The sequence below is a fragment of the Serratia sp. TSA_7 genome (assembly GCF_052692135.1).
This window is the reverse complement of the sequence record NZ_JBQZFU010000003.1, coordinates 150,412-165,265: the sequence shown is the minus strand read 5'-3', so window position 1 is coordinate 165,265 and position 14,854 is coordinate 150,412. Positions and strand designations below refer to the sequence as shown.

Genomic DNA, 14,854 nt, shown 5'->3' with positions numbered 1-14,854 from the left:
GATCATAGTTAACCCAACGCACCACAATTTCGCCCCATTTTAAGGCAACGCCCGTCGCGCCTGCACCCAAATCGCGCTTTTCCCTGCCTTTTTCCTGCTTTTTACGCCGGTTTTCGCCTCTTTCACATTTTGGCACATTTTATGCTCGATCTTGTTACAGCCTGCAATGTCAACGAGGTGACGATGCTAAATATCGACCTGTCCGCTTCACCGTTTTTTGATGAGATGCTTCTGGCTGAGGGTAAACACCGGGGCCATTACGAAGCTTACTGGCATTGGCTGCAACAGGCCGACCAAAAGGCTATTCAGCGTAAAAGAGAAGAGGCTGCACTGCTGTTTCACCGGGTGGGCATTACCTTTAATGTTTACGGTGAGGATGACGGCGCCGAACGGCTGATCCCGTTCGACAGCGTGCCGCGCATCATCCCCGCCGCCGAATGGGCGATGCTCGATCGCGGCATTCGTCAGCGCGTACAGGCGCTCAACGCCTTTCTGCACGATATCTACCATCAACAGCATATTCTGAAAGCCGGGATTATTCCGGCAGAACAGGTACTGGCTAACGATCAGTATCAACCCTGCATGCAGGGGGTCGATCTGCACCGCAATATTTACGCGCACATCGTCGGCGTGGATATGGTGCGCGGCGGCGACGGCCAGTATTACGTGCTGGAGGACAATCTTCGCACCCCATCCGGCGTGTCCTACATGCTGGAAAACCGCAAGATGATGATGCGCCTGTACCCGGAACTGTTCGCCCAGCAGCGCATCGCCCCGGTGGAGCGCTACCCGTCGCACCTGCTGCAAACCCTGCGCGAAAGCTCGCCGATTAACGATCCCACCGTGGTGGTGCTGACGCCGGGCCGTTTCAACAGCGCCTATTTCGAGCACAGCTTCCTGGCCCAGCAGATGGGCGTGGAGCTGGTTGAAAGCGCCGATCTGTTCGTCAAGGACGGCGCGGTGTTTATGCGCACCACCGCCGGGCCGTGCAAGGTGGATGTGATCTACCGCCGGGTGGACGACGCCTTCCTCGATCCGCTGGCGTTCCGCCCGGACTCGATGCTCGGCGTGCCGGGGCTGCTTTCCGTCTACCGCGCCGGCAACGTGGTGCTGGCGAACGCCATAGGTACCGGCGTGGCCGACGACAAGTCGATCTACCCGTACGTACCGGACATGGTGCGCTTCTATCTGCAGGAAGAGCCGATCCTCAACAATGTGCCCACCTGGCAGTGCCGCCACAAGAATGAGCTGTCGTACGTGCTGGCGAACCTGGAACAAATGGTGGTGAAAGAGGTTCACGGCGCCGGCGGTTACGGCATGCTGATTGGGCCGGCAGCGACCAAAGACGAAATCGCCCACTTCCGCGCGCTGCTGCTGGCCAAACCGCATAACTACATTGCGCAGAACACGTTGGCGCTGTCGACCTGCCCGACCTTTGTCAACGATGGCCTGGCGCCGCGTCATATCGATCTGCGGCCGTTCGCCCTGAGCGGCGCGGAAATTCGCCTGGTGCCCGGCGGCCTGACGCGCGTAGCGCTGGCGCAAGGCTCACTGGTGGTCAACTCGTCACAGGGCGGGGGAACCAAGGATACCTGGGTGTTGGAGGATGACGCATGCTGAGCCGAACTGCCAGTGAACTCTATTGGATGGCCCGCTATCTGGAGCGGGCGGAAAGCATCGCTCGGGTACTCGACGTGACCAACAAGCTGTCGATGATGCCGATCCGCGACAGCGAAGATCATGATCTGCAGGTGCCGCTCAACCTGACCGGCACCGGGCAACTGTACGCCGCCGCCTATCCCGATTTGACGATGGCCAACCTGGTGAGCTTTTTTGCGCTCGACAGCCGTAACCACAGCAGCATCTACAGCTGTCTGCAAATGGGCTGGAACAACGCCCATGCGGTGCGCGGCAGCCTGTCTTCCGAGGTCTGGGAATGCATTAACGCCACCTGGATCGAAATGAAGCTGATCCGCCGCCAGGGCATAGGGTCGGTGGGCGCCGACGGCTTCTTCGACTGGGTCAAGGAGCGCTCGCACCTGTTTCGTGGCGCGATGTTCGGCACCCTGCTGCGCAGCGACGCGATGTGCTTTATCCGCCTCGGCACCCTGCTGGAGCGGGCAGACAGCACCGCACGCCTGCTGGGGGTAAAAAACGAGTTGCTGGATAACGACAACGATCCGGTGCGCGAGTATTACCGCATGGACACGCTGCTGCGGGCCGTCAGCGCACGCGAAGCCTATCACAGCATCTACAAGCAGCAGCTCAGCCGGGAAACCATTGCCGAACTGATGATCCTGCGTAACGAAATCCCACGCTCCCTGCTGGCTTGCGTCGGCGATATGGTGCAACAGTTGGAGCAGATTGGCGGCAACAGTGCCAATGAACCGCGCCGGCTGGCGCACACGCTGCACGCCGAACTGCGTTTCAGCAGCATGAAGGATCTGAACAAGGTGGGGCTGAGCGACTGGCTGGGTTTATTCCTCGGGCAGATCAACGGCATCGCGGAAAGCATCCATCACACTTACCTGGAGGCGCAATGAAACTGAATATTGAGCACAATACCCATTATACCTACGCCCAGCAGGTGAAGCGCAGCACCCAGTATCTGCGTTTGACGCCGCAGGATTCGCAACACCAGCGCATCATCTCCTGGCAGTTAACGCTGCCGGAAGACGCGGTGTGCACCACCGATGCCTTCGGCAATGTGCTGCACGTGCTGACGCTGGATCACCCGCATCAGGCGATCACCATTCAGGCTCACGGCGTGGTGGAGATTGAAGACGGCGTAGAAGACCCGACGATGGGGCATCTCTCGCCGCTGGTGTTCCTGCGCCATAGCCCGCTGACCCAGCCCGACAGCGCCATCCAGGCCTTCGCGCTGCGCTATTACCAACCGGAAACGCTGCTTGCCGGGCTGGAAAAACTGATGGGCGATCTGTTGCTGAAAATGCCTTACACGCCGGGCGCCACCGAGGTGACCGACAGCGCCGCCCAGGCGTTCGCTTCCGGCAACGGCGTCTGCCAGGATCATACCCACGTCTTTCTGGCCTGCTGCCGCAGCCTGAACATTCCGGCGCGCTACGTCAGCGGCTACCTTTACAGCGAAGATTCCGCCCACGTCGCCACCCACGCCTGGGCGGAAGCCTGGGTGGACGAACGCTGGCACAGTTTCGACGTCACCAACAACACCCGCCTGCCGAATCAGCACCTTAAGCTGGCGGTGGGGATCGATTATCTGGATGCCTGCCCGGTGCGCGGTATCAGGCTCGGCGGCGGCAGCGAAGATATGCAGACGGTGGCCGCGGTGCAGATGATGCCGACCGGCCAGGCTCAGGGGCAATAACATCCCCTTGCCGAATGCAGCGGTTTGCGGCACGCTGGGTTTTTCCGGCGTGCCGTCATCGAGCACGGTGTTATTTCGCGTTTGAAGGATTTTGGTATGACCTATTGTGTGGCCATGCGCTTGTCATCCGGGCTGGTGTTTGCTTCCGACTCCCGCACCAATGCCGGAGTGGACCATATCTCCACCTTCCGCAAGCTGCACGTGTTCCAGCAGGACGGTGAGCGCACGCTGGTGCTGCAAAGCGCCGGCAACCTGGCGACCACCCAGAGCATCATCAGCCTGCTGCTGCGCCGCAGCAAGGATGCCGATCGCCCCAACCTGCTCAACGTGCCCAACCTGTATGAAGCCGCCACGCTGGTGGGCGAAACGGTGCGCGAAGTGATCCTGCGCGACAGCGAAGCCCAACAGAGCGGCAGCACCACCGATTTCAGTTGCAGCCTGCTGCTCGGCGGCCAGATTGACGGCGAAGAGATGCGGCTGTTCCATATCTATCCGCAGGGCAACTTTATCGAAGCCACCCGGGATACGCCCTATTTCCAGATTGGCGAAAGCAAATACGGCAAGCCGATTATCGATCGGGTGCTGAATTACGATACCCCGCTGGAGCAGGCGATGCAGTGCGCGCTGATTTCTCTCGACTCCACGTTGCGCAGCAACCTGTCGGTCGGCCTGCCGCTCGACGTGATGATCTACCCGCGCGACAGTTTCAGCAGCCAACAGCAGTACCGCATTACCGAAGATCACCCGCACTTCAGCGCCATTCGCAAAGGCTGGGGCGAAGGGCTGGTCAGCATTTTCAAACAGCTGCCGCCGTTGCAGTTGTAAGTTTTAGGGCTCAGCATGCCGAGCCCTAAATCCCCCCTTTATTCGATCGCGCAGGCGCGCAGCAGCGCCTCCAGCGGGTAAACCGCCGCAATCACCACTTCGTCACGCACCTGTGCCGCGGCATCCAATTGCTGTTGTATCTGCCCGGCTTCGGTTTTACTCAACGGCTTACCCTGCTGATAGCGCTCCAGCAGCATCAACCCCAGCGTGGACAGCGCACCGACGTCCTGCGCCACCGGGGCCAAATCCTGCAATACCCGGTTACCGGCGATGGTCGTTTTCACCGTAGCGGTATTCAATTGCCAGCGCTGCAAACGCTCGCGGATCGCCTGCGCCGCTGCGCGATCGTTTTTGTCCTTCAGCAGCGCCTCAACCTGTCGCCCCATGTCGCGCACCGCGTTGCTTTCCGGCGGCAGCGCGTCGGCAAAACGGTTCAAAGGTTCGAACTGATGATAATTGCCGGCCTTGAATTTCAGGTGCTGGCGAGTGTAGTACTGCCCCGGCTCCACCGCCTCGGCAAGCATTTGCAGCGGCAAGATCTCCACGCTGTTCGCCAGCCGGGTGAATTCGCGGGCGGTTTCGGCATGCTGCTGCAAGCCCACCGACACCACTGACCAGGCATCCACCGCCGCCAACCGTTGGTACATGTTGTTTTCATCGGTCACATCCTGTGCCGACCACAGCCGCTCCGCCACCGCGAAGGCCCGCGGCCACAGCTTGAGATCGAGGATCGGCGCACGGACGTTTTCCGCCCACAGCGCCTCCTCGCCGCCGAGAATATTGGCCTGCTGCTTCGCCCCCGGCACCACCGGCATTTTGCCCGCCGGGATCGCCGCCAGCCTGCTGCCGCTGGTCGGGTAGCGCACGTTGCCGATCAGCATATAGCCGCTCAGTTGGTCCTGTTGCAGCCTGAATACCGGGCGCGTCTCGCCCATCCAGCTGTCGAGGCGGAAGGTCACCTGCTGCGGCGAACGCCAGACGATATCGTGCAATGCACGGCGGGATTTGCCGTTGAAGTCGATAAAACCGCGCCAGCCCTGCTTGCCTTCGATCAAAGTAAAACTGCCTTCTACTGCGCTGCCCTTCAGACGCGGCATGCTGAACTGCCAGCTCTGCGCCTGCTCGGCGGGCCGCACTTCGGTATCGACCCCCAGCGGCTGGGGCAAAATTTCGTTGCGATAGTGATAGGCGGCGCTCTGCGGTTGATCGAGGTAGAAACCGGTGGACAGAATGCCCTGGTAACCGTCCTGCGCACTGGCGCCAAGCGAATCCGGCCCCTGCCAGGACTGGATGACAATGGTACGCGGCAGCGACGGGTGATAAATCTCATCCCAGCCGACCATGCGCCGCTGGTGCCGTTCGAGGATTTTTTCCAGCTTCTGGTTGAAGTAGGCTTGCAGCGCATGGGTATCCGCCAGCTGATTTTTTTGCATAAACGCCTGAATCGAGGCCGATGCCTTCCACTGGCTGGCATCGACCTCGTCACCGCCGATATGCAGGTAGGGATCGGGGAAAATCGCCGCCAATTCGCCGATGATAGCGTCAACGAATCGATAAACCTCGTCGCGGGTCGGATCGAGCGTCGGCTTGTGCACGCCCCATTCGCGCTCCATCGGATACGGCCCCGGTGCGCTCATCAATTCCGGGTAGGCCACGGCGATGCTGGAGGCATGGCCCGGCAGATCGATTTCCGGCACCACCCGGATGCCGCGCGCCGTGGCGTAGGCCACCACCTGCTGCATCTGTTCGCGGGTATAGAACTGGCCGTCGCTGGCCAGCTGTTGCAGTTTGGGGTAGCGCTCAGAGGCAAAGCGCCAGCCTTGGTCGTCGGTCAGATGCCAATGGAAGACATTGAGTTTGGCCGCCGCCATGCCGTCGAGCTGGCGCAGGATATCCGGCAGCGGCAAGAAATGGCGCGCCGAATCCAGCAGCACGCCGCGCCACGGGAAACGCGGCACATCGGTAATCGTCACCAGCGGCAAGAAGGTGTTTTGGCCGTCGGTCTGCATCAATTGCAACAGGGTTTCCATGCCGCGCAGCGCGCCGAAGCGGGTATTGGCGGTCAGTGTGGCGCCCTGCGGCGTCACCGCCAGCTTGTAGCTTTCATCGCTGCCGGGCAGCGGCTGAGCGGCCACTTTGTCTTTGATATTCACCTGAATCGCCGCCCCCTCGGCTTTTGCGGTTTGCGGCGCCAACGTCCAACCGGTCTGCAGTTCGATGCGTTGCCGCCAGCGCAGCTGCGCCGGTGCCAGATCGTCGCCCTGCACGTTAAGCGTGAGGCGGTGATCCAGCACCAGCCTGCCCGCCGGCTGCGTCAGTTCGACCTGCTGCGGCCAGGGCATCAGCGGCAGCGAACCGGCCGGTTGTGCCAACGCGCCGAAGGAAAGCAATAACGATGAAACCAGTAGCGTATAACGGAGCGGTCTATGCATCAGAAATTCCTCGAAGGAAAAAAATCAATAAAAACAGCGAAGCTGTCAATAAAGACTGAGCATAGTTCAGATGTCCAACCGCAAAGATGAAAAGCCGGGGTGGATCACAGAGGCCCTCTCTTGCAGCGCAGAGAGGGCTTGAGGGATTACTGCCAGCCGTAGCGGCGCACGAACCAGCCTTTCACGCACTGGGTCAGCACCATGTAACCGGCCAGGATCAGCACCAGCCACGGGAAATAACCGAGCGGCAGCGCCTGCAGTTGCAGGAAACCGGCCAACGGCGAGAAGGTCAGGCCGATGCCGGTGGCAATCACCGCCAACGTCATGATGCACAGCGGCCATGAAGGGCGGCTCTGGATAAACGGAATTTTGCGCGTGCGGATCATATGCACAATCAGCGTTTGCGACAGCAGCCCTTCCACAAACCAGCCGGACTGGAACAGCGTCTGCATTTCCGGTGTATTGGCCTTGAAGACCCACCACATCAGGCAGAAGGTCAGCACGTCAAAGATCGAGCTTATCGGCCCAAAGAACACCATAAACCGCCCCAGATCGCTGGAGTTCCAGCGCTGCGGTTGGGTAATTTGATCGTCGTCGACGTTGTCGAACGGAATGGCGATCTGAGAAATGTCGTACATCAGGTTCTGGATCAGCAGATGCAGCGGCAGCATCGGCAGGAATGGCAAGAAAGCGCTGGCGATCAGCACGCTGAACACGTTGCCGAAGTTGGAACTGGCGGTCATCTTGATGTATTTCAGCATGTTGGCAAAGGTGCGGCGCCCCTCGATCACCCCCTCCTCCAGCACCATCAGGCTTTTTTCCAGCAGGATGATGTCCGCCGCTTCCTTGGCGATATCCACCGCCGAATCGACGGAAATGCCGATATCCGCCGCCCGCAGCGCCGGGGCGTCGTTGATGCCGTCGCCCATAAAGCCGACCACGTGCCCCTGCTGACGCAACAGCTTGACGATGCGCTCCTTGTGCATCGGCGTCAGTTTGGCAAACACCGTGGTGCGCGCGGCCGCCTGCGCCAGTTGTTCGTCCGTCATCCGTTCGATTTCACTGCCGCACAGCACGTGATCTGCCGCCAGCCCGACGTCTTTGCAGACCTTGCCCGCCACCAGCTCGTTATCGCCGGTGAGGATCTTCACCGTCACGCCGCTTTTCTTCAGCGCCGCCAGCGCCGGTGCGGTGCTCTCTTTCGGCGGATCGAGGAAGGCCACGTAGCCTTCGAGGATCAGATCGGATTCATCGGCCACGCCGTATTCATGCGCCTGCGCCGGCAGGATCTTGCTGGCCACCGCCACCACCCGCAGCCCCTGCTGGTTAAGATCGTCGGTAATGCGCCGAATGCGCGCCAGCAATGCATCGCTGAGTGGGATCACTTCATTGTCCTGACGCACGTGGCTGCAAATCGCCAGCATTTCCTCCAACGCGCCCTTGCAGATCAGCTCGTGATAGTGCGCGTCGTTGGCGACCACCACCGACATGCGGCGGCGTTCAAAATCAAACGGGATCTCGTCCACCTTGCGGTAATGCTGCAGCGCATCCGGCTGCCGGTTCTGCTCCGCGCAGCTCAGCACCGCCACGTCGAGCAGGTTTTTCAGCCCGGTCTGGTAGAAGCTGTTCAGCCAGGCGTAACGCAGCACCCGGTCGCTGTTGGCACCGAACACGTCGGTGTGGCGTTCCAGCACGATTTTATCCTGGGTCAGGGTGCCGGTTTTGTCGGTGCACAGAATGTCCATGGCGCCAAAGTTCTGGATCGCGTCCAGGCGTTTGACGATCACTTTCTGTTGCGACAGCTTCACCGCCCCTCTGGCCAGGGTGGTGGTCACGATCATCGGCAGCATTTCCGGCGTCAGCCCCACCGCCACCGACAGCGCGAACAGCGCCGCTTCCCACCAGTCGCCCTTGGTGTAGCCGTTGATCAACAGCACGATCGGCGTCATCACCAGCATAAAGCGGATCAGCAACCAGCTGACCTTGCTGATGCCGCTCTGGAAGGCGTTCGGTTGTTCATCCTGGCTGGTGACGCGCTGCGCCAACTGGCCGAAGTAGGTGTCGCCGCCGGTGCCGATCACCATCGCCAGCGCGGTGCCGCTCACCACGTTAGTGCCCATAAAGCACAGGTTCCGGCACTCCAGCGGATCCTCCGCCCCCCCGTGCGGTTCGGCGATCTTCTCCACCGGCAGAGATTCGCCGGTCAGCGCCGCCTGGCTGATAAACAGATCCTTGGCCGACAGTACGCGCAGATCCGCCGGGATCATATCCCCCGCCGCCAGCTTGATGACGTCGCCCGGCACCAACTGGGCAATCGGCAATTCAAGGTGTTCGCTTTTACCGGTGATGGCGTCGCTGCGGATAACCGTGGCGGTATTGCTGACCATCGCTTTCAGCGCATCCGCCGCCTTGTTGGAACGTGCTTCCTGAATGAAATGCAGCAGTGTGGAGATCAGCACCATCAGGCCGATCACCAGTGCGCCGGTCAGGTCTTCGGTGGCGTAGGAGATAAGCCCAAGAACCGTCAGCAGCAGGTTGAACGGGTTGCGATAGCAGTGCCACAAATGGCGCCACCAGGACTCCACCTGCTGGTTATCAATCACATTGGCGCCAAAGCGCTGGCGCAGCTGTTCCGCCTCATGCGCGGTAATGCCTTCCGGGTGGCTGTGGAAACGCTCGTAAAGCTGGGTCACATCGGCGGCGGCGCATTCCAGCCGCTGCTGGGCCATGTTTGCGGGCAGTTCATGCACCGCGCCGCTGACGCCTTCCAGCAGGGGATCGCGCCGAATCAGCCGGCGCGGCAAATTGCGGCTGAGCAGGCCCAGCAGCTGACGGGGGATATTTTTAAGTTTCATTATTCGCACCTCGTCACCCGCAGCCTCATGGCGGCGGGTAAACGCACAATCGCGCCCGGGCGAAGCTTTCGGACACGCCAAAAAGCCTCTGCCGGGGCAGATTCTTGTATTTTTAAAAGCAGCAGGAGCGAACGACAGAGCGCGCGCGACCGGTTACCGTTGACTTCACCGGTAAAACAGCAGCGCAAAAGCGGAGAGGTTTTACCGGAACACCGAATGGGTGTCTATTGGGGTCGGATCGGGATCCATACGGGTAATAACCTCCGGTAAATAAAAAGATCGAACGACAAGAGCGGCCGTTCAGCGCAGTACGAAGATCCCCGCATTGCGCCAAGATCCATACTGGAAAATAGGCTATGCTGACGGGCATTCATCGCAGGCGGCCAGATTACGCCTTTTAACCTAAACGATAAGTAAACCATGCAAAACCGGCTGACCATCAAGGACATCGCCCGCCTGAGCGGCGTGGGGAAATCCACCGTATCGCGCGTATTGAACAACGAAGGCAGCGTGAGCCCGCAAACCCGTGAACGGGTAGAAGCGGTGATCCGTCAGCAGGGGTTTACGCCGTCCAAATCGGCGCGCGCCATGCGCGGGCAGAGCGACAAAGTGGTGGGGATTATCGTTTCCCGCCTCGATTCGCCGTCGGAAAACCAGGCGGTGCGCACCATGCTGCCGCTGCTGTATCAGCAGGGTTACGACCCGATCGTGATGGAAAGCCAGTTTGAAACCCGCCTGGTGGAAGAGCATCTGCACGTGCTGCAACAGCGCAACGTCGACGGGGTGATCCTGTTCGGTTTCACCGGCCTGACGGCGGCCATGCTCAGCCCCTGGCAGGAAAAAATGGTGGTGCTGGCGCGTGAATACGAAGGTTTTTCATCGGTTTGCTACGACGATGATGGCGCAGTCCGGCTGCTGATGGAACGCCTGCAACAGCAGGGCCACCGGCATATCAGCTATCTGGGGGTGCAACTTGCCGATGCCACCACCGGCTTGCGCCGCCATCAGGCTTATCTCGACGCCTGCCGCCAGCAGCAGATTACCCCGAGCGTCGCCTTGGGCGAACTGAGCTACCAGAGCGGTTTTCAACTGGCTGCCGAAGTGATTGGCCCGCAGACCACCGCGCTGGTGTGCGCCTCCGATACCATCGCCCTCGGCGCCATCAAATACCTGCAACAGCAGCATATCGCCCCGCTGCAAGTCTGCGGCATCGGCAATACGCCGCTGCTTAACTTCCTGTTCCCCGAGACGTTTTCGGTCGAGCTGGGCTACGGCAGCGCCGGGTTGCAGGCCGCCCAACAGCTGCTGGGCCAGCTCAGCGGCGAACAGGGCATCCGCCAAATCATCGTGCCCAGCAAACTCGCCTGACGGCGGGGTTTGCCCCCATCAATCCCCCTACCCGCCATCCCCGGTTCTTGCCCACTCAAGTGGGCATAAGTTCGTCGCCATTTTGTATCAGCCACCACACAACAACGGATAGCCTTTCCTGATTGACCTCTGTCGCCTACAGCAACAACATACTGGTTAAACATACAGTATTTATTGTGTGTTCCAGCGGTTTGGCAGCGCACGGAACGTGAACGCCGATAGCCATTAGCCAGAATGGGCGGAAGGATACCGGATGCTGTTAGCCATCAAATAACAGAGTGTCAAAAAGGAAGATTCATCATGGCTGAAGAAAAGAAAAATGCTCAAGTGCTTAACGGCATTAATGAAGACATCACTGAACTGAAATCACTGTCCACATTGCGTAAACGCGTTGTCAGCGACGGTGAGATTGTTTCCCGCTCCGAAATCGGTTTTCGCCTGGCAAATGGCAATACCGGCGTGCTCCTGCGCAGTGACGGGCTTAACTTCTCCGCCCTGGTTACCCCTGACGGGCAGGCGCAGAACGGGCAGTGGAACACGCTGCGTCCCTTCTCCTTCAACCTCTCTACCGGCCGCGTGGCGCTGCGTAACGGCGTGGATGTCTCGGGCGGCGCGCTGGTGTCGCATAACGCAGGCATTGGCGCGGTCACCACTGGCCCCGCTTCTCTTATCAGCGGGCAGACGTACGGCGCACCGCCTGTGCATACCGATTTTACCAGCGGCAACGTCACCACCACGATGATGATGGGGTCACGGGTCGTCCCCGGTAAAGAAGATTACGGCCTGCTCTCCTACCGGGATTGGCAGGGAAACTGGAATGAACTTCAGGTAAGAGCCAACAGCGAGTTTTCGGTTGGGCAGTTGACCAAACGCAACCCCGATGGATGGATTTGGGCGACGGGAAACCGTAGCGTCGAAAATGATAAAGAACGTATTACCAATGGGTTGCATTTGCAAGGTCGTGGGGACCTGTATGCCAATTTCTATCACCATGAAGTTGTCGGCTCTCACCATTCACTGGTATTGAACGTCGCCAACGGCGGCGCACAAGGCTGGTACGAATTCCGCAATGGCGGCAACGCCTACACCAACGGTGCCTGGCTCAGCAGCTCCGATGCCCGCATGAAAACGGAGATCGTGAAAATTGAGGGCGCGCTGGAGAAGCTGGGGAAAATCAGTGGCTATACCTACCTGAAACAAGGCGTTCCGGAAGCCGGGGTAATCGCCCAGGAAGTGGAAAGCGTATTACCTCAATCCGTCACCACCACCGAGCTGAAATTAAATGACGGCAGCGTTCTGAAAGATGCCCGTGGAATTAATATCAATGGCGTAGTGGCACTTTTGATCGAAGCGTTAAAGGAAGAACGCGCGTTTCGAGAGGCTGAGCACAAAGCTTTTGAAGTGCGGCTGATTGCTTTGGAAAAGACAGAATCTAAAAGGAACAGCATATGAGTGGCGGAGATGGAAAAGACAGCCGTGGCCCATCTGGTGGTGCAATTTCGCATCCCGGTTTTAGTTACGATGGAACGGATGCAAACGGTGAAGAGCATTACACAGTAAATGGCAGTTCAGATAAAGGTAGTAACTTTGGTAGTGACTCAAGAGGAAGCGGTGGTCGTGACTCGTCATCGAGTGGTTCTGATGGGAATCGTGGTGGGTGGGCCAGCGATGGCCCTGTTAATTCAGCTTTGATTAATGCAGCAATCGATGAAGCTATCAAAAAGGGGCTGCCACAAGGTACGGTTGCGGCAACATCCACTCCGGCATATAAAGCTATGCGGGCAGCCATTGATAATCTTCCTCTCGATAAGCAGCCCGCAGCACGGGCACAGGCTGCTCAAGCCTGGCAAAAAGCACACGATGCAATGCCGGATAAAGTGACGACCAGAACGGAGACAGGTGGTAGCAATAATAATCGCACGATTATAAAAATCCATGATAACGAAGCAAAAAAAACTCAAGCAAAGGCAGTTTCCCAGGTTACAGCTGATTTGGAAAATGCATGGAAAAAAAACCAGGAAATAGAGCGCCAACGGCAGTCTGAAGAAGCCCGTAAAGCTGAAGAAGCCCGCAGAGCTGAGGAAGCCCGCAGAGCCGAAGAAGCCCGCAAAGCCGAAGAAGCCCGCAAGGCCGAAGAAGCCCGCAAGGCCGAGGAAGCCCGCAGAGCCGAAGAAGCCCGCAAGGCCGAAGAAGCCCGCAAGGCCGAGGAAGCCCGCAGAGCCGAAGAAGCCCGCAGAGCCGAAGAAGCCCGCAGAGCCGAAGAAGCCCGCAGAGCCGAAGAAGCCCGCAAGGCCGAAGAAGCCCGCAAGGCCGAAGAAGCCCGCAAGGCCGAAGAAGCCCGCAAGGCCGAAGAAGCCCGCAAGGCCGAAGAAGCCCGCAAGGCCGAAGAAGCCCGCAAGGCCGAGGAAGCCCGCAGAACCGAAGAAGCCCGCAAGGCCGAAGAAGCCCGCAGAGCCGAAGAAGCCCGCAAGGCCGAAGAAGCGAGGAAAGCGCTGTTCGCCAAAGCTGGGGTTTTGGATGCCCCGGTTTACACGCCTGAAAAAGCGAAAGCGGCCACTGCGGCGCTGGCTACCGCAGGAACAATGGCACTCAACCGCGCCCCCGCAATGCTACAAGCGTCGACGGTTGCACAGGGTGTTATGACGACATCCAGTGAACTGGCCGGCTGGGTATCGGGCGCACTGTGGCGAGCGGCTGCGGAAGTCGGTAGCATACGTGCCGGTACCGCTGTCGCCGCAGGGTCAGTACTCGGTGCATTTGCTATCGGCTTCATTCCGACAGCAGTTGGAACGGGCAGTGACCAGGTTCCCGGTCGTGATATCAATATGTTTGCCTTCCAGGCAAGTCTGGCGGCCGTCGGCGAAACCGCAATCCGGCCAGGGATGACCTCGGTCGATTTGCCGGTGCGCGGGTTTATCACCACTGACGACGATGGCAAACAAAGTGTAAACTTTGTCAGAACGGGCATCGGCGGCGTATCTGCCAGCGTGCCGGTGTTCAGACCGGTTCGTGATGAGAAAACGGGGCTTGATAAAATCACGCTGCCCGCAATGGAAGGGGTCCCCGCCCGGACTATACTGATAAACCCGGTACCGACGGGCCCTGCAGCACCTTCGCATACCGGCAACGGTTCGCCGGTACCCAGGACGCCAGTACATACCGGCACCAATGTCAGGCAGGCTGATAGTATCGTGGTCACGACCTTCCCTGCGGATGTCGTCCAGGAGCTGCAAGATTTTATCTTGTGGCAGCCGGATGCAACGGAAGTCGGTGTTGAAGCTATCTATGTGATGATCAGCAAGCCTTATGGAGAAAGCAATGCCAAAGGCAAGTACAGCGGGCGCGACTTCCATACGGAGAAAGCCGGCGGGCCTATCCAGAATCTGGACTGGAAAACCACTAAAATTGACCGTGCAGGTGTAGACAAGGTAAAACTGCATGCTGGACGTTTTGAGGGGGCACCGGAGAACCAAGTGATGATTGACCGCCTGGAGAAAATCCTGAAGGGTGAGCTTGCTGCCACCGATACCGACAAGCGTTTTTATACGCATGAAGTCAGGGAATTGGAACGGTATAGAAATTTAGGAGTAAAAGACGGTCAACTTCCTGAAAATGAAGGTGAAGTCTGGAATAATACCCATACTGCCACTTTGGAAGACTATAAATTAAGCTCTGATGACGCACTTTTATATACCCCAGATGCGTTAGATTCAGTGAATAAATAATCGAGGTACTTGAACATGGTAAATTTCGATGAAATGGTAATACGCGAGGAGATGAAAGACGTTATCTTGTTCTTGATTGGACGCAGAGAACAAGGCATGTCTCATCCATCGTTAGATAGATTTTTTAATTTGCACAAAGCAGATGAAAAATATGAGTCATACAATACGAAATTAATCTCAGACACCAAAGTTCTTATCAACCAAGGTGAGATCGTTTCTGGATATAAAAAAGGCCCTAACTGGAAAGCCCCAAAGTTCGTGACCGAGAAAAAATACGGTATCGAATAACCTCCGGACTCTTCC

General features: G+C 58.6%; 10 protein-coding genes. 8 read left to right on the top strand and 2 right to left on the bottom strand.

Features of this window, described 5'->3' with window-relative positions:
* Nucleotides 1-183 precede the first annotated feature (183 nt).
* From ACUTQW_RS13200 to ACUTQW_RS13185, 4 genes are all read left to right on the top strand, one after another.
* Nucleotides 184-1,620, top strand: a complete 1,437-nt coding sequence (locus ACUTQW_RS13200; RefSeq protein ID WP_020438356.1) for a circularly permuted type 2 ATP-grasp protein — start codon at nucleotides 184-186, stop codon at nucleotides 1,618-1,620.
* Complete coding sequence (locus ACUTQW_RS13195) at nucleotides 1,614-2,543, top strand: alpha-E domain-containing protein (RefSeq protein ID WP_006323351.1); 930 nt, start codon at nucleotides 1,614-1,616, stop codon at nucleotides 2,541-2,543. The genes ACUTQW_RS13200 and ACUTQW_RS13195 overlap by 7 nt, the downstream gene beginning before the upstream one ends.
* Nucleotides 2,540-3,346 (top strand): transglutaminase family protein, encoded by an 807-nt coding sequence (locus ACUTQW_RS13190; protein WP_004953003.1) that lies wholly within the window; start codon nucleotides 2,540-2,542, stop codon nucleotides 3,344-3,346. The genes ACUTQW_RS13195 and ACUTQW_RS13190 overlap by 4 nt, the downstream gene beginning before the upstream one ends.
* 96 nt (nucleotides 3,347-3,442) lie before the next feature.
* Nucleotides 3,443-4,171, top strand: a complete 729-nt coding sequence (locus ACUTQW_RS13185; RefSeq protein ID WP_004953000.1) for a proteasome-type protease — start codon at nucleotides 3,443-3,445, stop codon at nucleotides 4,169-4,171.
* 38 nt (nucleotides 4,172-4,209) lie between these two features.
* Here ACUTQW_RS13185 and ACUTQW_RS13180 read toward each other — a convergent pair whose 3' ends face one another.
* Together ACUTQW_RS13180 and mgtA are read right to left on the bottom strand one after the other, a co-directional pair.
* A complete protein-coding gene (locus tag ACUTQW_RS13180) occupies nucleotides 4,210-6,603 on the bottom strand; it encodes a beta-N-acetylhexosaminidase (RefSeq protein WP_064799552.1) in 2,394 nt (797 codons plus the stop codon).
* A gap of 146 nt (nucleotides 6,604-6,749) precedes the next feature.
* Nucleotides 6,750-9,458 (bottom strand): magnesium-translocating P-type ATPase, encoded by a 2,709-nt coding sequence (mgtA, locus tag ACUTQW_RS13175; protein WP_445654873.1) that lies wholly within the window; start codon nucleotides 9,456-9,458, stop codon nucleotides 6,750-6,752.
* Between the two features lie 420 nt (nucleotides 9,459-9,878).
* On the opposite strand from mgtA, the gene treR reads away from it, so the two are divergent.
* The 4 genes from treR to ACUTQW_RS13155 all read left to right on the top strand — a co-directional run bounded on the left by treR (nucleotide 9,879) and on the right by ACUTQW_RS13155 (nucleotide 14,839).
* Nucleotides 9,879-10,826, top strand: coding sequence for a trehalose operon repressor TreR (gene treR, locus ACUTQW_RS13170; protein WP_006323342.1), 948 nt, complete (start codon nucleotides 9,879-9,881; stop codon nucleotides 10,824-10,826).
* A 300-nt stretch (nucleotides 10,827-11,126) separates the two neighbouring features.
* The gene (locus tag ACUTQW_RS13165) at nucleotides 11,127-12,278 is read left to right on the top strand and encodes a tail fiber domain-containing protein (RefSeq protein WP_006323341.1); all 1,152 of its coding nucleotides are present in this window, start codon (nucleotides 11,127-11,129) and stop codon (nucleotides 12,276-12,278) included.
* On the top strand, nucleotides 12,275-14,551 hold the full coding sequence (locus ACUTQW_RS13160; RefSeq protein ID WP_445654872.1) for an S-type pyocin domain-containing protein: 2,277 nt from the start codon (nucleotides 12,275-12,277) through the stop codon (nucleotides 14,549-14,551). The genes ACUTQW_RS13165 and ACUTQW_RS13160 overlap by 4 nt, the downstream gene beginning before the upstream one ends.
* 15 nt (nucleotides 14,552-14,566) lie before the next feature.
* The gene (locus ACUTQW_RS13155) at nucleotides 14,567-14,839 is read left to right on the top strand and encodes a hypothetical protein (RefSeq protein WP_064799555.1); all 273 of its coding nucleotides are present in this window, start codon (nucleotides 14,567-14,569) and stop codon (nucleotides 14,837-14,839) included.
* The last annotated feature ends 15 nt before the right edge of the window (nucleotides 14,840-14,854 follow it).

Bases quoted from the DNA above. Each gene is read 5' to 3' on its own strand.
- ACUTQW_RS13165 (WP_006323341.1), top strand. From the start codon at position 11,127: ATGGCTGAAGAAAAGAAAAATGCTCAAGTGCTTAACGGCATTAATGAA.
- mgtA (WP_445654873.1), bottom strand. From the start codon at position 9,458: ATGAAACTTAAAAATATCCCCCGTCAGCTGCTGGGCCTGCTCAGCCGC.
- treR (WP_006323342.1), top strand. From the start codon at position 9,879: ATGCAAAACCGGCTGACCATCAAGGACATCGCCCGCCTGAGCGGCGTG.
- ACUTQW_RS13155 (WP_064799555.1), top strand. From the start codon at position 14,567: ATGGTAAATTTCGATGAAATGGTAATACGCGAGGAGATGAAAGACGTT.
- ACUTQW_RS13200 (WP_020438356.1), top strand. From the start codon at position 184: ATGCTAAATATCGACCTGTCCGCTTCACCGTTTTTTGATGAGATGCTT.
- ACUTQW_RS13185 (WP_004953000.1), top strand. From the start codon at position 3,443: ATGACCTATTGTGTGGCCATGCGCTTGTCATCCGGGCTGGTGTTTGCT.
- ACUTQW_RS13190 (WP_004953003.1), top strand. From the start codon at position 2,540: ATGAAACTGAATATTGAGCACAATACCCATTATACCTACGCCCAGCAG.
- ACUTQW_RS13160 (WP_445654872.1), top strand. From the start codon at position 12,275: ATGAGTGGCGGAGATGGAAAAGACAGCCGTGGCCCATCTGGTGGTGCA.
- ACUTQW_RS13180 (WP_064799552.1), bottom strand. From the start codon at position 6,603: ATGCATAGACCGCTCCGTTATACGCTACTGGTTTCATCGTTATTGCTT.
- ACUTQW_RS13195 (WP_006323351.1), top strand. From the start codon at position 1,614: ATGCTGAGCCGAACTGCCAGTGAACTCTATTGGATGGCCCGCTATCTG.